Origin of the sequence: Actinoplanes sp. TBRC 11911, from assembly GCF_012933445.1 — a bacterium.
Taxonomy (GTDB): domain Bacteria; phylum Actinomycetota; class Actinomycetes; order Mycobacteriales; family Micromonosporaceae; genus Actinoplanes.
The window spans coordinates 387945-404939 of record NZ_JABBNC010000004.1; the positions used below are offsets into that span (position 1 = coordinate 387945).

Below are 16995 nucleotides of genomic sequence, written 5' to 3' on the forward strand. Positions count from 1 at the left end.
CACGGAGGTTTCGCATGTCCGGCCACTCCAAGTGGGCGACGACCAAGCACAAGAAGGCCGTCATCGACGCCAAGCGCGGCAAGATGTTCGCGAAGCTCATCAAGAACATCGAGGTCGCGGCGCGGACGGGCGGTGGTGACCCGGGCGGTAACCCCACGCTCTACGACGCCATTCAGAAGGCGAAGAAGAGCTCGGTCCCGAACGACAACATCGATCGCGCCGTCAAGCGCGGCTCCGGCCTGGAGGCGGGCGGCGCCGACTGGCAGACGATCATGTATGAGGGCTATGGGCCGAACGGCGTCGCGCTGCTCATCGAGTGCCTCACCGACAACCGCAACCGCGCGGCCACCGAGGTGCGGGTGGCGCTGACCCGCAACGGCGGCACGTTCGCCGACGCGGGCAGCGTGTCGTACCTGTTCAACCGCAAGGGCGTGGTGATCGTCCCGAAGGGGTCGAACTCCGAGGACGACATCATGCTGGCGGTGCTCGACGCCGGCGCCGAGGAGATCAACGACCTGGGCGACTCGTACGAGGTGGTCAGCGAGCCGACCGACATGGTCGCGGTGCGCACGGCCCTGCAGGAGGCCGGCATCGACTACGACTCGGCCGAGTCCGCGCTGGTCCCGACGATGATGGTCCCGGTCGACGAGGAGGCCGCGCGGAAGGTCTTCAAGCTGGTCGACGCCCTGGAAGATTGCGACGACGTCCAGGAGATCTACACCAACGCCGACGTCAGCGACGAGGTCATGGCCGCCATCGACGCGTGACAGCTGGTCTCTTGACCAGTAGTCTCAGGGCATGGCCGCCCTTCATCTGCCGCGAATCGAAGATCTCGATGTCGACGATCTAGCCGCCCTGCCCAAGGGATACGGCTACGAATTGCACGAGGGAAGCCTCGTGATCACGCCGCCCAGCACGTTCTGGCACAAGGAGATGGCCCGGCGGCTCCTGAACATGTTGAGCGCGGCCGGTCTCGAGGCTTTCCCGTACACGGGAATTCTCGGAGACCGGCCGCGCGACAGTCGTTGCCCCGACATCGGCGTCGTGATCAGCCTGCCCGCGAACCCAACGACGGTTTCGCACCTTCCTGGCTCCGCCTACCGTCTGGTCGTGGAGATCGTCGAGAAGTCGGCGAGGGGCGAGTACACCGACAAAGCGCGGTGGTATGCCGAGCGCGGCGTCCCGGAGTACTGGATCGTCGACGGGACGCCCGAGTATCGGGATGACGAGGCCGCCGTTTTGATCTTTAGGCTGAATGGCAGGCCGGAATACGTTCGCGAGCGCACCGTGCTTTTGTCCGAACTCGAGGCCGAGTACGCCGCTCGATGAGCCTCAGTTTTGGCTCGTGCTACTGCGGGGTCGGTGCTTGCACCGGCTCCGCTTTTCCATCGGCGGAAGATCGATCGTGGTTGACTAGTGACAGCTGGTCTAGTGTCAACTAGTCTTGAGGGGACTGATGGCGGGGTGGCTGAAGCGTCGGAGGAGCCCGTGACTGACCTGTTGCACAACCCGGAGATCGAAACAAACGTAGGAGTGGAGGTGGAGATCGACGCGGAGCTTCTGGCCGAGGCTCAACGGCAGATCTCGGCGCCCTCTATCAATGCGACGATCAATGAGGCGTTGCGTCGTCTCGTGGAGACCGAGCGAGGAAAGCGCCGTGATGCCCTTGCCGAGCTCCGCGAGATGGTGCAGGCCGGCGAGATCAACTTCCGGCACCTGGACGGTTTGCACGAATGAAGTACCTCGTGGACACCAGCGCTGGCCGCGAGCCGGTCCCTTTCTTTCAGCTGGGGACCGCCAGCCAGGACATGTACTGGATCATGCCGCCGATCAGGATGATGCCCGTCGCTATCAGGCGGGCCACCTGGTGCCACTGCTGGCGGCGGTAGGCCTGGACCCACGCGATCCCGGCGTCGGCCACCGCGGTCACGCCGCCGCGGACGGTCCCGGAGAGTAGCGGCGCTTTACGGAGCGCGATGCTGGCCCGCCCCCGATGCGGGGCGTAGTAGCCGATCGCGGGGGCCAGCACCCGTACGTCCACCTCGTAGATCTGGTCGTCGCGCCAGCGTGCCGTCCGTACGTGCAAGCGGTGTTTCAGGTAGTCGCCCGCCGCGTCGCGCCCGGACCAGCGCGACCACCATCGCAGCCGGCGCCAATGGCCCGCGACGTCGGCCAGGACGTCCATGTAGAGATGATCACCCGCCGGGTCGCCGCCGACGAGCTCGTGCGCCGAGGCGTGCAGCTCCTCGACGTGCGTGACCACGAAAGCGACGAACTCGGGTGGCGGCTCGTCGTCCATCGGCGGCACGAGGTACATGGGACCCACCTCCCTTGACGTTGAGGCTAGGCGTGTCGCTGCCGGGCGCAAGAGGCGCCGGTACTAAGGTGTCGAACACACGTACGTGAGACAGGGGAGGTCCATGGTGCGCGTGCTCGGCATCGACCCGGGGCTCACCCGCTGCGGGGTCGGCGTCGTCGAGGGCGTTCCGGGGCGGCCGGCCAAGATGATCGCGTACTACGTCGTGTACACCGACACCGACGACGACATCTCGCTGCGGCTGCTGCGCCTCGACCAGGAGCTGTCCCGGCTGGTCGCCGAGCATCAACCGGAGAGCGTCGCCGTCGAGCGGGTGTTCTCCCAGCACAATGTCCGGACGGTGATGGGCACGGCGCAGGCCAGCGCGGTCGCGATCCTGGCCGGGTCGCGCGCGGGGCTGCCCGTCGAGACGTACACGCCGAGCGAGGTCAAAGCCGCCGTGACCGGGTCCGGGACGGCCGGCAAGGCGCAGGTCACCAGCATGGTCACTCGGCTGCTTCAGCTTGACGCGCCGCCCAAGCCGGCCGACGCGGCGGACGCGCTCGCGCTCGCCATCTGCCACATCTGGCGCGGCGGCACCCGGGACCGGCTCCAGCGGGCCGCCGTGTCCGCGGCCCGGAAAGCGGCGGCCGGGCGGACCGCGGCCGCGGTGAACAGGCGTACAGGAGGAATTCGCAAATGATCGCCAGCGTGCGCGGCGTGGTGGCCGCGATCGCCCCGGACAACGCCGTCATCGAGGTCGGCGGCGTAGGCCTGCAGGTGCAGTGCGCCCCCGGCACGCTGGCCGGCCTCAAAGCCGGCGTCGAGGCGCGGCTGGCCACCAGCATGGTGGTGCGGGAGGATTCGCTGACCCTGTACGGCTTCGCGGACGACGACGAGAAGCACCTGTTCGAGCTCTTGATGACGGCCAGCGGTGTCGGGCCGCGGATCGCGCAGGCGGTGCTTGCCGTGCACACGCCGGACGTGGTGCGCCGGGCGATCTCCGGTGGTGACCTGGCGACGCTGACCCAGGTGCCGGGCATCGGCAAGAAAGGCGCCGAGAAGATGGTGGTGGAGCTGCGCGACCGGATCGGCCCGCTGCCGGCCGGTGACGGCCACGCCGGCATTCTCAGCGGTGCCGGGTGGAAGGACCAGGTGCGCCAGGGGGTGCTCGCACTCGGTTGGACGGTGGCCCAGGCCGACCAGGCGGTGGCCGCCGTCGCCGAGTCGATCGACGGTGAGGTGCCGCCGGTGCCCCAGCTGCTCCGCCAGGCGATCCGCCTGCTGGGCAAGGCCCGATGAGCGAGCTCGTCTCGGCCGCGGCCGACGATGACGACCTGGATGCCGAGGCCAGTGTCCGGCCGCGCCGGCTCGCCGACTTCATCGCCCAGCACCGCGTGCGCGACCAGCTCGACCTGCTGCTCAAGGGCGCGCTGGGCCGGGGTGCGCCGCCGGACCACATCCTGCTCTCCGGGCCGCCCGGCCTCGGCAAGACCACGCTGGCGAACATCGTGGCGGCCGAGCTCGGCGCCGGCATCCGCACCACCAGCGGTCCGGTGATCGAGCGGTCCGGCGACCTGGCCGCGATCCTGACCAGCCTCGCGCCCGGTGACGTGCTGTTCATCGACGAGATCCACCGGATCGCCAAGCCCGCCGAGGAACTGCTCTACAGCGCGATGGAGGACTTCCGGGTCGACGTGGTCGTCGGCAAGGGGCCGGGCGCCACCGCGATCCCGCTGGACGTCGAGCCGTTCACGCTGGTCGGCGCCACCACCCGGGCCGGTCTGCTGTCCGGGCCGATGCGCGACCGGTTCGGGTTCGTCGCGCACCTCGACTTCTACTCGGCGGCCGACCTGGACGCGCTGCTGCACCGCTCGGCGCGCATCCTCGGGGTGCCGATCACCGACGGCGGCGCGGCGGAGATCGCCGGGCGTTCCCGCGGTACGCCGCGCATCGCGAACCGCCTGCTCCGCCGGGTCCGCGACTACGCCGAGGTGCGGGCCGACGGGGTGGTCACCGAGGAGACGGCGCGCGCGGCGCTCCAGGTCTACGACGTCGACGCGCTGGGCCTGGACCGGCTCGACCGGGCGGTGCTGCGGGCGCTGATCGACTCGTTCAAGGGCGGCCCGGTCGGCCTGTCGACGCTGGCCGTGGCGGTGGGGGAGCAGTCCGACACGGTCGAGGAGGTCTGCGAGCCGTTCCTGGTCCGGGCGGGACTGCTGGCCCGGACCCCGCGCGGGCGGGTCGCCACCGAGGCCGGCTGGTCGCATCTGGGCAAAACCGCCCCGGCCGGCGTGGCGCAAGGAGATCTTTTCGCCCGCGACGCCTGAAATATGCTCGTAATGCGAACGTGATGTGTGCCGCATTCGGACTTCTCAGGTTGACCGATTAGACTCGCCGCGGTTCAACCCGGAGTGTCATTGACGCCGTGGCGTGCGTGTTTCACGGCGCCGACGGCCTACGGAAGGCTTATAAGTGGTTCCAGAGGCAGCAGCATCCTCGGGCGGCGGCAGCTTCACGCCGCTGCTGCTCATCGTTCTGCTCTTCGTCGTCATGTATTTCCTCATGATTCGGCCGCAGCAGAAGCGCCGTCGCGAGGCTATGCAGATGCAAAACACGCTCGGTCCCGGCGACCGGGTCCAGACCATCGGCGGAATGCAGGCGACCGTCGTCGCGATCGACGACGACGTGGTCACGCTGGAGATCGCTCCCGGGGTGCACGCGCAGTTCGCGCGCCCCGCCATCGCGCGCGTGACCCAGCAGAACGCCGCGTCGGTGCCGGATCCGGAGCCCTTGGTCGATGAGCCCCCGGCGGCGCCGGCCGAGCACCTGAACAACACGGTCGACACACCGGCTGAGGAGCCGTTGTCGGACCCGACTGCAGAGCCGCGTAAAAAGGACTGACAATAATCTCCGGGGCCGGCCCGTGGCGTACGGGCCGGTACCTTCTCATGCCGCCCGCAAGGCGGCCTTAAAGCACAGGGAGACCGAAGACCGTGGCACGACCACCACAGGGACAGATGCATCCCGGACGGCAACTCGCCGTGCTCGGCTTGGTCTTCGTCGTCCTGTATCTGCTGGTCTTCTTCGCTGGTGGCGCCAGTGGGAGCGTCGCCAACCGGCTCCACCCGAAGCTGGGTCTGGATCTGGTCGGCGGTACGCAGGCGACCTACATCGCGTCCGTGCAGGGCGGCCAGGTGCCGTCCAAGGAAAGCATGGAGCAGGCGCGCGACATCATCGAGAACCGGGTCAACGCGCTGGGTGTCTCCGAGGCCGAGGTGGTCATCCAGGGCGACCGCAACATCGTCGTCTCGCTCGCCGGCAAGGCCGACGACCAGCTCAAGGACCTCGCGCAGGCGGCGCAGATGCGCTTCCGGCTGGTGACCGGCGTGACCGGCGACGTGTCGGAGACGGCGCTGAACCCGCCGTCGGCGGCGCCGACGCCGAGTGCCGGCGCGAGCGCACCCGCGGGCGCCCAGCCGTCCACCGGCGCCAGCGCCCCGGCCGCCAACCCCGGTGCGTCGAGCGGCGGTCAAGGCGGTGGCGAGGTCATGCAGGCGCCGACGCCGACCCCTTCGGCGAGCGCCCCGGCCACGCCCACTCCGGGCGTCGACCAGGAGGTCACCGCGGCCCAGGTGCAGCAGAAGGTGGGCCCGGCCGCGTGGGCCGCCGCCCAGAAGCTGACCGGCCCGGTCGACCTGTCCACCGATCCGACCGCGGCCAAGCCGTTCGCGCCGTTCGCGAAGCTGAACGGTGCCGAGGTCAACGCGCTCACCCCGGCCATGCAGTTCAACATCCCGACGGTCGGCTGCTCGCAGCTCGACCAGCGGCCCAACGGCGCGATCGACAACGTGAACAGCCAGGTCATCGCGTGCTACTCGGGCGCGAAGATCCAGCTGGACAAGGCCCCGGTGGTCGGTAACGACATCTCCAAGGCCAGCCCGCAGCTCGACCAGCAGAACGGCCAGTGGGTCGTCTCGCTGGACTTCAAGAGCGAGGGCTCGACCAAGTGGGCCGCGCTGACCCGGCAGGCCTTCAACGCGACGCAGAACGACCCGTGCTTCGTCGCCGCGCAGTCGCTGTCGCAGGGCAGCGAGCACTGTGCCGTCGCCGTCGTGCTGGACAAGACGGTCATCTCGGCCCCGGTGATCCAGGGCGTGCTGACCGGCACCTCGCAGATCACCGGCCAGTTCACCGCGGTGTCCGCCAAGCAGCTCGCCGACCAGCTGAACTTCGGCGCGATCCCGCTGACGTTCTCGTCCGGCCCGGCGCAGACGGTGTCCGCGACCCTCGGCATCCAGCAGCTCAAGGCGGGCCTGCTCGCCGCCGCGATCGGTATGGCGCTGGTGGCGATCTACGCGTTCTTCTACTACCGGCTGCTCGGCACGGTCATCTTCATGAGCCTCATCCTGTCCGGTCTGCTCACCTTCGGCGCGCTGGTCTTCCTCGGCCGTACGGTCGGCTTCACGCTGAGCCTGGCCGGTATCGCCGGCTTCATCGTGTCGCTAGGTGTCGCGGCGGACTCGTTCGTCATCTACTTCGAACGTCTGAAAGACGAGATCCACGAGGGTCGAACACCGAGAAGTGCGGTGCCACGCGCCTGGGTCCGTGCCCGCCGTACGATCATCTCGGCGAACACGATCACGATCCTGGCGGCGGTGGTGCTGTACATCGTGTCGATCGGCGCGGTGCAGGGCTTCGCCTTCGCGCTGGGTCTGTCCACGATCCTCGACCTGGTGATCGTGTTCCTCTTCCGGCATCCGATCATGACGATGTTCGCTAACACCAAGGCGTTCCTGTCGCCGCGGGTCAGTGGTCTCGGCCGCGTCCTGCGTCGTCCTCCGACCGAAGCCAAGGAGGCCTGATCATGGCCCGCACCGGCCTCGCCTCCCGCCTGTACACGGGCGAGGCGAACATCAACATCGTGGGCCGTCGCAAGACGTGGTTCGCGGTGGCGGCGGTCCTCGTGGTGATCGCCATCGCCAGCATCGCGATCAAGGGTTTCCACCTGGGCATCGAGTTCGCCGGCGGCACCTCGTTCAGCATCCCGGCGCACACCACGGACGGGCGCACGCTGACCCAGTCCGAGGTGTCCGACGCGGTGACCAAGGCGATCACGGCGGTCGACCCGGGCGCCGAGGTCGACGCCGCGCAGAAGGTCGGCCGTGGCGGCGCGAGCGAGACCTTCACGGTCCGCGCGTCCGCGCTGTCCGCGTCGCAGGCCGAGACCGCCAAGGCGAGCCTGGTCAGCGATCTGGGCGTGCCGGCCGATCAGGTCAGCGACGACCAGGTGTCGGCGGCGTGGGGTGGTCAGGTCACCCGGCAGGCGATCATCGGTCTGATCATCTTCCTGGTACTCGTCATGGCGTACCTGGTGATCAGATTCGAATGGCGGATGGCGGCCGCGGCGGTGTCCTCGCTGCTACTCGACCTGATCTTCACGGCCGGCGTGTATTCGCTGGTCGGGTTCGAGGTGACACCGTCCACGGTGATCGGCTTCCTGACGATCCTCGGGTACGCGCTGTACGACGTGGTCGTGGTGTTCGACAAGGTGCAGGAGAACACCAGAGGCATCACGGCGGGCAGCACGAGAACGTACGCCGAGGCGACCAACCTGGCCGTGAACCAGACGATCATGCGGTCGATCAACACCGGTCTGGTCGCGTTGCTGCCGGTCGGCGGTCTGCTGTTCATCGGTGCCGGCTTCCTCGGCGCGGGCACGCTGAAGGACCTCGGTCTGGTGCTGTTCGTCGGCATGGGCTTCGGCGTCATCTCGTCGATCATGTTCGCGGCGCCGACGCTGTCGTGGTTCAAGGACCACGACCCGAAGATCAAGGCGCACAACGCGCGGGTGCTCGCCCGGCGGTCGCAGGCCAAGTCCGGTGACGTGGCGCCGCGCGGTCAGCGACCCGCGACCGCGGGCGCGGCGGCCACCGGCGGCGAGACGCCCGCGATGGCCGGCTCGACAACCCCGCGGCCCGGGGCCCGGCCGACCGCCAAGCGCAACACCAACACCAACCGCAGTGGCGGCCGTCCGGGCGGCGGGAACCGGCCCAGCGGCAAGCGACACTGACCGTAGACGGCCGGGCTTTCGCCCGGCCGTCTAAGCTCACCGCGTGACTGACGAGACGCAGGGCGACAGCGGTCCCGAATTGGCGGCGATCGTCGCCGGCGGCACGGTCGATGTCCACGACTTCCCCAAGCCGGGCATCCTCTTCAAGGACCTGATGCCGCTGTTCGCGGACGGGCCGGCGTTCCGTCGCGTGGTCGACGGGATCATCGAGCACCACGGTGTCGCGTCGTTCGACGTGGTGGCCGGCGTCGAGGCCCGCGGCTTCGTGGTGGCCGCCGCCATCGCGTACGCGGCCGGTGTCGGTGTTGTTCCGGTCCGCAAGGCGGGGAAGCTGCCGCGCGAGGTCCTGTCCGCCACGTACGAGCTCGAATACGGCGAAGCCACCCTCGAGGTGCACCGTGACGCTTTCTTCGCCGGACAGCGCGTCCTGGTGGTCGACGACGTGTTGGCCACCGGGGGCACCGCGGCCGCGACACTGGATCTCGTCGAACAGGCCGGTGGCGTCATCGCGGGCTTCTCCGTACTGATGGAACTTGCTTTTTTGAAGGGACGCGAGCGGCTCGGTTCGCGCACCGTCCATGCATTGCTGACCGTTTAACACCCCTATGGCCCGCTCTTTCGGAGGTTTGGGCTGACCACCAGGGAAGACGGTGCGGGTAGGATGGCGTTTCTAACCAGGTGACCAACCCTGGCATTCGCGGACTTCTCCGGCCGGAAACGACCGGGGGCGTTCCTGACGACGGTGTGAGGAGGCCGGTGTCCAGCGACGTCGTTCCTCCGGCGGAGGGCACGGTGCAGCCGACCGAAGACTCACGACCCGACGCTGACGCGTCGGCGGTGCCCGACCCCGAAGCGACCCAACCGCTAGCCGAAGAGACCTCCGGCGGCTTCGGCCTGGCCAGCGCCCCCACCGGGCGCCGCGTCCGGGCCCGGCTCGCGAGGTTCAACGCGCCCTGGCAGAGCACGCAGGTCAGCGAGGTGCTCGAGCCGCTGATCGCGACCCACCGGGCCAGCCATCCCAAGGCCGACGGGCGGGCGCTGCAACGCGCCTTCGACGTGGCCGCGCGGTGGCACTCGGGTCAGTACCGCAAGTCCGGCGACCCGTACATCACGCATCCGCTCGCCGTGGCGACGATCCTCGCGAACCTCGGCATGGACACCACCACGCTGGTGGCGGCCCTGCTGCACGACACGATCGAGGACACCGACTACTCGCTCGACCAGATGAAGAACGACTTCGGCGGCGAGGTCGCGCTGCTGGTCGACGGCGTGACCAAGCTCGACCGGGTGAAGCTGGGCGACGCGGCCAAGGCGGAGACGATCCGCAAGATGGTCGTGGCGATGGCCAAGGACCCGCGGGTGCTGGTCATCAAGCTGGCCGACCGGCTGCACAACATGCGGACGCTGACCTTCCTGCCCCGCGCCAAGCAGGAGCAGAAGGCCAAGGAGACGCTGGAGATCCTCGCGCCGCTGGCCCACCGCCTCGGTATGAACACGATCAAGTGGGAGCTCGAGGACCTCGCGTTCGGCACGCTGTTCCCGAAGCGGTTCGAGGAGATCAACCGGCTGATCGGCGAGCACCAGCCGCAGCGTGAGGCGTTGCTGCGCCAGGTGACCAACCGGGTGTCGCTCGACCTGAAGTCGGCGAAGATCAAGGCGGAGACCACCGGCCGGCCGAAGCATCTGTACTCGATCTACCAGAAGATGATCGTGCGGGGCCGCGACTTCAACGACATCTACGACCTGGTCGGGGTGCGCATCCTGGTCGACACGGTCCGCGACTGCTATGCCGCGCTGGGCGTGATCCACGCGAACTGGCAGCCGGTGCCGGGCCGGTTCAAGGACTACATCGCGATGCCGAAGTTCAACATGTACCAGTCGTTGCACACGACGGTCATCGGCCCGACCGGTAAGCCGGTCGAGATGCAGATCCGCACGTTCGCGATGCACCGCACGGCCGAGTTCGGCATCGCCGCGCACTGGAAGTACAAGGAGCTCAAGGGCGCGACGATCGTCGGCCCGCCGGCGCACATCGACGAGATGACCTGGCTGCGGCAGCTGCTCGATTGGCAGCGCGAGGCGAGCGACCCGAGCGAGTTCCTCGACGCGTTGCGTTTCGACCTGTCCAGCCAGGAGGTGTACGTCTTCACGCCGAAGGGCGACGTCATCCCCTTGCCGACGGGTTCGACGCCGGTCGACTTCGCGTACGCGGTGCACACCGAGGTCGGGCACAAGTGCATCGGCGCCCGGGTGAACGGCAAGCTGGTGCCGCTCGAGTCGACGCTGTCCAACGGCGACGTCATCGAGATCTTCACGTCGAAGTCGGCGAACGCCGGTCCCACGCAGGACTGGCTCGGCTTCGTCAAGAGCCCGCGCGCGCGTACGAAGATCCGTCAGTACTTCAACAAGGAGCGCCGCGAGGAAGCGATCGAGGTCGGCAAGGAGGCGATCGTCAAGGCGATGCGTAAGCAGGGTCTGCCCTTGCAGCGCATGCTGACGAACGAGAACCTCACGACCATCGCCCGCGACCTGCACCTGCCCGATGTGGCGTCGCTGTACGCCGCGATCGGCGAGAACACGGTGTCCGCCCAGTCGGTCGTGCAGAAGCTGGTGGCCGGGTTCGGCGGCGAGGAGGGCGCGGTCGAGGACATCGCCGAGACCGCCGTCGCGACTCGCCCGCCGCGCAACCGCAGCACCGCGCAGGACCCGGGCGTCGTGGTCAAGGGCGTCAGCGACGTGTGGGTGAAGCTGGCCCGCTGCTGCACCCCGGTGCCCGGCGACGCGGTGTTCGGCTTCGTCACCCGCTCCGGCGGCGTGAGCGTGCACCGCGAGGACTGCGCGAACGCCGAGGACCTGCGCGAGCAGCAGGAGCGGGTCGTCGAGGTGACCTGGAAGCCGACCAGCGCGTCGACGTTCCTGGTGGCCATCCAGGTGGAGGCGCTCGACCGGCACAAGCTGCTGGCCGACGTCACCCGGGTGTTGTCCGAGGAGCGGGTCAACATCCTGTCCGCGACGGTGACGACCACGCGGGACCGGGTCGCGGTCAGCCGGTTCACGTTCGAGATGGCCGACCCGAAGCACCTGGGCCACCTGGTGGCCGCCGTGCGCAAGGTCGACGGCGTCTTCGACGCGTACCGGGTGACCTCGGGGGCATAGCAAAAGGGCCCCTCTTTCGAGGGGCCCTTTTATCAAGCGACAGTCATCGACTCGATGACGACTTCCTTCTTCGGGTGGCCGCCGCCGGCCTGCGAGGCGAATGCCTCGTCGTCACCGGCCTTCACCACGTCCTGCACGATGTTCAGCCCGGTCTTGATGTTGCCGAGCAGCGTGTAGGCCGGGTCCAGCGTGGTGTCCTTCGCGACGATGAAGAACTGGCTGCCGGTGCTGCCCGGCTGTCCCGTGTTCGCCATCGCGATCGAACCGGCCGGGTAGGGCTTGGTCTGGTTCGTCGGCAGGTTCTCTTCCTGCATCGTGTAGCTCGGGCCGCCGGTGCCGTCGGTCTCGCGCCAGCCCTTGCCGGTGGCGAACGGGTCGCCGCACTGCAGCACGCTGAACTGGGCCTGGTTGACCAGCCGGTGGCACTTGCTGTTGTCGAAGAACTTCTTCGACGTCAGGTACTGGAAGCTTTCCGCCGTGCAGGGCACCTTCGAGCGGTCCATGGTGGCCTCGATGGTGCCGAGGTTGGTCTTGATGGTCAGCGTCGCTGTCCCGGTGTTCGGCGCCGTCTTCGGCGGCAGGCCGACATCCTTGATCTTGCCGCCGGTGGACGGGTCGGACGGGGTCCACGTGCAGGCGACCTGCCCGGCCGGAACCGCGGCGGACGCGGAGGCCGCCGGCGTCTTCTTGTCGTCCTTCATCGAGGAGACGATCCACACCGCCGCCCCCGCGATGATCACGACCGCGATGGCGGACCCGATGATCGCTTGCCGCTGCCGGCGCTTGCGAGCGTGCGCGGCACGCTCGGCCATCTCCTTCTCGAGCCGGGCCCGCGCGGCCGCGCGCTGCCGGTCCTTGATCGACGACACGGTGATCCTCCTGCTTATGTTCGGCCTGGGGGCGTTCCTAAGACTGTGTGCTCGCCGCCGGAGCCGCACCCGAGGCGCCCACGGTGAGGGTCTTGATCGTGATCTTCTGAGTGGGCTTGACCTTCTGACCAGCGGAGTCGTCCGTGGTGGGGATCTTGCTGATCTTGGTGACCGTGTCCATCCCACCGGTCACCGCGCCGACGACCGAGTACTGCGTGTCATCGGTGGGGGTGTAGTCCTTGAAGAAGATCAGGAACTGGCTGCCGTTCGCGCCGGGCGGGTTACCGATCAGCGCGACCGTGCCCTTCGGGTACAGCGGGGTCTTCGGTGCGGCGGGGGCGCCCGACGGGCTCGGGTCCGGTGCCTGCGGGGTGTTCTCGTTGTAGACCGAGTACGTCGGGCCGCCCAGGCCGGTGCCGGTCGGGTCGCCGCAGTGCAGCGCGCCGTACGTGGTGATCTCGTGGCAGTCGGAGTTGTCGTAGAAGTTCTTGCTCGCCAGGTACGCCAGGTCGGCCGACCCGCAGGGTGCCGTCGAGTTGTCCAGCGTCACGACGATGGGCGCACCCTCGTTGGTGGTGACAGTCATGGTCTGCGTACCGGAGGTGGGAATGCCCTTCGTCGGCGGCGTGCCGACGTCCTTCAAGTTCGTGTTCGACGTGGCGCTTTGCGGCGTCCAGGCGCAGATGTCTTGGTCCGCGGCATTCGTCGGGGAGTCGTCCGAGTCGAACGCGCCGGCCGCCCAGGCGACGCCCGCCGCGATCAGCACGACGGCCACCGCGGAACCCACTCCGGCGAGGACGCGACGGCGCCGGCGCTCCTTGTTGGCCCGGCGAGCCATCTGCCGATCGAGCTTCGCCCGCGCGAGTTTGCGCTGCCGGTCCTTGCTGGAAGCCACCGAACGCTGTCCTTTCGAAATGCTCCGTGTCACACGCCCGCAAGAGTGTACGGGTACCTCCTGGGAAAGTGGTGTGCGCCCGCCCGGCTAGGCTCGTTACGATTCGCACCCGTTATCTGGAAGAGGCTCGTCGTGCTCATCACCGGTGTGGAAGCCGCGGCATTCGGCACCAACTGTTACGTGGTGGCGGCCGGCCCCGGTGAGCAATGCCTGATCGTCGATCCCGGTGTCGGCGTGCTCGACCACCTCGACGAGGTGCTCGCCGAGCATCGTCTGCACCCGGCCGCGGTGCTGCTCACGCACGGGCACATCGACCACACGTTCTCCGTCACGCCGGTCTGCGGCGCGCGCGGCATCACCGCGTACGTGCATCCGGCCGACCGCGAGATGCTCGCCGATCCGGCCAAGGGTTTGAGCGGCGACCTGAGCCAGCTCTTCGGGGGCCGCCTCGAGTATTCCGAGCCTGCGGACGTCGCCGAGCTCAGCGACGGGGTCACGATGACGATCGCCGGCATCGAGATCAGCGTCGACCACGCGCCCGGCCATACCGGCGGGTCGGTGCTGTTCCATTTGCCGGGCTCACTGTGTCTTTCGGGAGACGTGCTCTTCGCCGGCTCGATCGGACGGACCGACCTGCCGGGCGGCGACACCGACGCGATGATGACCAGCCTGCGGACCAAGATCCTGCCGCTGGCCGACGAGACCGTCGTCCTGCCCGGCCACGGACCATCAACCACCATCGGTCGCGAGCGCGCGCAGAATCCGTTTTTGCGAGAACTGATCGCAGCGCCCGGCCGTGGTCTCTGACGATATTCCTAGGAGATTTTGAGAGTGCCCATTTCCGGCTTCCCCGAATGGCTGCCCGCGCAGCGCATGATCGAGCAGCGTGTTCTCGATCGGATTCGTTCCACCTTTGAGTTGTACGGCTTCGCGCCGTTGGAGACGCGGTCGGTCGAGCCGCTGGATACGTTGCTGAGCAAGGGGGAGACCTCGAAGGAGGTCTACCTGCTGCGCCGCCTGCAGGGCGAGGACGACACCGAGCTCGGCCTCCACTTCGACCTCACGCTGCCCTTCGCCCGCTATGTCGTAGAAAATGCGGGCAAACTGCAGTTCCCGTTCCGCCGGTACCAGATCCAGAAGGTGTGGCGCGGCGAGCGCCCGCAGGAGGGCCGCTACCGCGAGTTCCTGCAGGCCGACATCGACGTGGTCAACCGCGACGCGCTGCCGTTCCACTTCGACACCGAGATGCCGCTGGTGATCGGCGACGCGCTCGGCGGGCTGCCCATCCCGCGGGTGCGGATCCAGGTCAACAACCGCAAGGTGTGCGAGGGCTTCTACCGGGGTCTCGGCCTCACCGACACCGATCAGGTCCTGCGCGTCGTGGACAAACTGGACAAAATCGGCGGCGCGAAGGTCGCGGAGCAGCTCATCGAGACCGCCGGCGCCACTGCCGCCCAGGCCGCCGCATGCCTCGAGCTCGCCGCGATCTCCGCCGACGACGCTTCCTTCGTGGACGCCGTCCGCAAGCTCGGCGTCACCGACCCGCTGCTCGACGAGGGCCTCGACGAGCTGGTCCAGGTCGTCGAGACGGCACGCGAGCACGCGCCCGGCCTGGTCGTCGCCGAGCTGAAGATCGCGCGGGGACTGGACTACTACACCGGCACGGTCTACGAGACCCAGCTCGAGGGCTACGAGCGGTTCGGCTCGATCTCGTCCGGCGGCCGCTACGACAACCTCGCCTCGGCCGGCACCCAGCGCTACCCCGGCGTCGGCATCTCGATCGGCGTCACCCGCATGCTCGGCCTGCTGCTCGGCCGCGACGCGCTGACGATCTCCCGCTCGGTGCCCACCTGCGTGCTGGTCGCCCTGCCACACGAAGACGAGCGCACCACCTGCGACCGGATCGCCGCCGCCCTGCGCCGCCGCGGCATCCCGACCGAGGTGGCCCCCGCCGCGGCGAAGTTCGGCAAGCAGATCCAGTACGCCGACCGGCGCGGCATCCCGTACGTGTGGTTCCCCGGCTCCCCGGACTCGGTGAAGGACATCCGCTCCGGCGACCAGGTCGACGCCGACCCTCTGACCTGGGAACCTCCGGCCGCCGACCGGCACCCCGTAATCGCTTGACAGGTTGATGGCGTACTCTACCTACGGTCACGTAAGTTACGCCTCCGTAGGGAGTGATCAAGGTGCCGCTCGACCAGACCGCGCTGCTTCTCGAACTTGAGCCAGTGGTGGCCGCCAACCTCGATCGGCACCTGTCCCTGGCGAAGGAGTGGTTCCCCCACGAGTACGTGCCGTGGAGCGAGGGCCGCACCTTCGACGGCGTCCTGGAGGGCGGCGTGCCGTGGGAGCCCGGCGACTCCAAGCTGCCGGAGATCGCCCGCACGGCCCTGATCGTCAACCTGCTCACCGAGGACAACCTGCCCTCGTACCACCGCGAGATCGCCACCCTCTTCGGCCGGGACGGCGCCTGGGGCACCTGGGTGCACCGCTGGACCGCCGAGGAGGGCCGGCACGGCATCGCGCTGCGCGACTACCTGACGGTGACCAGGGCGGTCGACCCGATCGCCCTGGAACGCGCCCGGATGACGCACATGGAGGCCGGCTACGCCAACGTCCACGAGGACGACGCGTTGCACTCCATCGCCTACGTGGCCTTCCAGGAGCTGGCCACCCGCATCTCGCACCGCAACACCGGCAAGGCCACCGACGACCCGATCGCCGACCAGCTCCTCGCCCGCATCGCCGCCGACGAGAACCTGCACATGGTCTTCTACCGCAACATGCTGGCCGCCGCCTTCGACCTGGACCCCGACTACGCGATGCGCGCCGTCACCGACGTGGTCGCCAACTTCCAGATGCCCGGCGCCGGCATCGAGGGCTTCGGCCGCAAGGCGTTATCAATCGCCCTGGCCGGCATATACGACCTGCGCCAGCACCGCGACGAGGTCCTGCAGCCGGTCCTGCGCCAGCTCAACGTCTTCGGCCGCACCGACTTCACGGCCGACGGCGAGAAGGCCCGCGACGAGCTCGCCGCCCAGATGACCGAGCTGGAGGCCCAGGCGTCCCGCTTCGAGGAGAAGCGCGAGGCCCGCCGCCAGCGCCAAATGCGCTAACCCATCATCCGGTACGGCGTGCGAAGAGTCCCCTAGGTTTTACGGCTACTCCAGGCGCGGCGCAGGGCCGTCGCGCCTTCCGGCCCTTGCCCCACGCCAGCCAACCCCCCGGCGTGTTGGCTGGCGTGCGCCGAAACCCCCGGCGTGCTGCCTGGCGCGCGGCGAAACTTCTGACGTGCTGCCCTGGCGTGCACCGGAACCCGCGGCGTGCTGCCTGGCGCGCGCCGAAACTGCTGACGTGCTGCCCTGGCGCGCACCGAAACCTCTGACGTGCTGGCCTGGCGCGCACCGAAACCTCTGACGTGCTGGCCTGGCGTGCACCGGAACCCTCGGCGCGCTGGCCGGCGCGCGCCGCAGCAAGCTCGCGAGGCCGGCCCGACCCGAAACGGGCGGGCGGGCGGGCGTCTCACTATTCGTAACTGTTCAGCTGGCTCCGTCGGCCGGGAGTCCCCGCGCGAGGCGGCGCCGCCAGGCCCGGGCAGGTCCCAGCTGCCCACAGTGGCCGCCCCACCCGGGCGTGGGGAGCCGCGACGCCGAGGAGGTTGTGGTTGCCCACACCGCAGTCACCCCTATCCAGGTGTGGGCGGTCG

At 68.7% G+C, this 16995-nt stretch carries 16 protein-coding genes and 1 pseudogene; 14 read left to right on the forward strand and 3 right to left on the reverse strand.

Annotation, left to right across the window (positions count from 1 at the left end):
- Positions 1-14: 14 nt before the first annotated feature.
- From HH310_RS09490 to HH310_RS09500, 3 genes are all read left to right on the forward strand, one after another.
- The gene (locus HH310_RS09490; protein ID WP_169175055.1) at positions 15-767 is read left to right on the forward strand and encodes a YebC/PmpR family DNA-binding transcriptional regulator; all 753 of its coding nucleotides are present in this window, start codon (positions 15-17) and stop codon (positions 765-767) included.
- Positions 768-798: 31 nt separating this feature from the next.
- A complete protein-coding gene (locus HH310_RS09495; protein WP_169175056.1) occupies positions 799-1329 on the forward strand; it encodes a Uma2 family endonuclease in 531 nt (176 codons plus the stop codon).
- A gap of 159 nt (positions 1330-1488) precedes the next feature.
- Positions 1489-1737 carry a type II toxin-antitoxin system VapB family antitoxin gene (locus tag HH310_RS09500; RefSeq protein WP_169175057.1) on the forward strand — a complete coding sequence of 83 codons (249 nt, stop codon included), beginning with the start codon at positions 1489-1491 and terminating at the stop codon, positions 1735-1737.
- Between the two features lie 46 nt (positions 1738-1783).
- On the opposite strand, the gene HH310_RS09505 is transcribed toward HH310_RS09500, so the two are convergent.
- Positions 1784-2317, reverse strand: a complete 534-nt coding sequence (locus tag HH310_RS09505) for a hypothetical protein (RefSeq protein ID WP_169175058.1) — start codon at positions 2315-2317, stop codon at positions 1784-1786.
- A 106-nt stretch (positions 2318-2423) separates the two neighbouring features.
- Here HH310_RS09505 and ruvC point away from each other — a divergent pair, with 106 nt between their 5' ends.
- The 8 genes and pseudogenes from ruvC (at position 2424) to HH310_RS09545 (ending at position 11525) form a co-directional block, all read left to right on the forward strand.
- Positions 2424-2999, forward strand: coding sequence for a crossover junction endodeoxyribonuclease RuvC (gene ruvC, locus HH310_RS09510; protein WP_169175102.1), 576 nt, complete (start codon positions 2424-2426; stop codon positions 2997-2999).
- A complete protein-coding gene (ruvA, locus tag HH310_RS09515; RefSeq protein ID WP_169175059.1) occupies positions 2996-3598 on the forward strand; it encodes a Holliday junction branch migration protein RuvA in 603 nt (200 codons plus the stop codon). The genes ruvC and ruvA overlap by 4 nt, the downstream gene beginning before the upstream one ends.
- A complete protein-coding gene (gene ruvB / locus HH310_RS09520) occupies positions 3595-4626 on the forward strand; it encodes a Holliday junction branch migration DNA helicase RuvB (RefSeq protein ID WP_169175060.1) in 1032 nt (343 codons plus the stop codon). Before ruvA ends, ruvB begins: the two co-directional genes overlap by 4 nt.
- 145 nt (positions 4627-4771) lie before the next feature.
- Positions 4772-5101, forward strand: a pseudogene (gene yajC, locus HH310_RS09525) (preprotein translocase subunit YajC); the annotation flags it as partial.
- Between the two features lie 215 nt (positions 5102-5316).
- Positions 5317-7161 carry a protein translocase subunit SecD gene (gene secD, locus HH310_RS09530; RefSeq protein WP_169175103.1) on the forward strand — a complete coding sequence of 615 codons (1845 nt, stop codon included), beginning with the start codon at positions 5317-5319 and terminating at the stop codon, positions 7159-7161.
- Between the two features lie 2 nt (positions 7162-7163).
- A complete protein-coding gene (secF, locus tag HH310_RS09535; protein ID WP_169175062.1) occupies positions 7164-8369 on the forward strand; it encodes a protein translocase subunit SecF in 1206 nt (401 codons plus the stop codon).
- A gap of 43 nt (positions 8370-8412) precedes the next feature.
- Positions 8413-8967, forward strand: coding sequence for an adenine phosphoribosyltransferase (locus HH310_RS09540; RefSeq protein ID WP_169175063.1), 555 nt, complete (start codon positions 8413-8415; stop codon positions 8965-8967).
- A 158-nt stretch (positions 8968-9125) separates the two neighbouring features.
- On the forward strand, positions 9126-11525 hold the full coding sequence (locus tag HH310_RS09545) for a bifunctional (p)ppGpp synthetase/guanosine-3',5'-bis(diphosphate) 3'-pyrophosphohydrolase (RefSeq protein ID WP_169175064.1): 2400 nt from the start codon (positions 9126-9128) through the stop codon (positions 11523-11525).
- Positions 11526-11557: 32 nt separating this feature from the next.
- Here the strand turns inward: HH310_RS09545 and HH310_RS09550 are convergent, their stop codons facing one another.
- Both HH310_RS09550 and HH310_RS09555 read right to left on the reverse strand, forming a co-directional pair.
- Positions 11558-12394, reverse strand: a complete 837-nt coding sequence (locus HH310_RS09550; RefSeq protein WP_312033933.1) for a peptidylprolyl isomerase — start codon at positions 12392-12394, stop codon at positions 11558-11560.
- A gap of 37 nt (positions 12395-12431) precedes the next feature.
- Positions 12432-13289, reverse strand: a complete 858-nt coding sequence (locus HH310_RS09555) for a peptidylprolyl isomerase (RefSeq protein ID WP_169175065.1) — start codon at positions 13287-13289, stop codon at positions 12432-12434.
- Positions 13290-13421: 132 nt separating this feature from the next.
- Between HH310_RS09555 and HH310_RS09560 the strand changes: the two genes are divergently transcribed.
- The 3 genes from HH310_RS09560 to HH310_RS09570 all read left to right on the forward strand — a co-directional run bounded on the left by HH310_RS09560 (position 13422) and on the right by HH310_RS09570 (position 16405).
- Positions 13422-14096, forward strand: coding sequence for an MBL fold metallo-hydrolase (locus HH310_RS09560; protein ID WP_169175066.1), 675 nt, complete (start codon positions 13422-13424; stop codon positions 14094-14096).
- 24 nt (positions 14097-14120) lie between these two features.
- Entirely contained in the window at positions 14121-15413 is a 1293-nt protein-coding gene (gene hisS / locus HH310_RS09565; protein WP_169175067.1) for a histidine--tRNA ligase, read from the forward strand.
- Positions 15414-15475: 62 nt separating this feature from the next.
- Positions 15476-16405: an acyl-ACP desaturase gene (locus HH310_RS09570; protein WP_169175068.1), complete on the forward strand. Its 930-nt coding sequence runs from the start codon at positions 15476-15478 to the stop codon at positions 16403-16405.
- Positions 16406-16995 lie beyond the last annotated feature (590 nt).

What these genes read in the sequence shown, in the direction of transcription:
- secF (WP_169175062.1), top strand. Translation starts at nt 7,164, where the DNA reads ATGGCCCGCACCGGCCTCGCCTCCCGCCTGTACACGGGCGAGGCGAAC.
- HH310_RS09505 (WP_169175058.1), bottom strand. Translation starts at nt 2,317, where the DNA reads ATGTACCTCGTGCCGCCGATGGACGACGAGCCGCCACCCGAGTTCGTC.
- HH310_RS09495 (WP_169175056.1), top strand. Translation starts at nt 799, where the DNA reads ATGGCCGCCCTTCATCTGCCGCGAATCGAAGATCTCGATGTCGACGAT.
- HH310_RS09490 (WP_169175055.1), top strand. Translation starts at nt 15, where the DNA reads ATGTCCGGCCACTCCAAGTGGGCGACGACCAAGCACAAGAAGGCCGTC.
- secD (WP_169175103.1), top strand. Translation starts at nt 5,317, where the DNA reads ATGCATCCCGGACGGCAACTCGCCGTGCTCGGCTTGGTCTTCGTCGTC.
- ruvA (WP_169175059.1), top strand. Translation starts at nt 2,996, where the DNA reads ATGATCGCCAGCGTGCGCGGCGTGGTGGCCGCGATCGCCCCGGACAAC.
- ruvB (WP_169175060.1), top strand. Translation starts at nt 3,595, where the DNA reads ATGAGCGAGCTCGTCTCGGCCGCGGCCGACGATGACGACCTGGATGCC.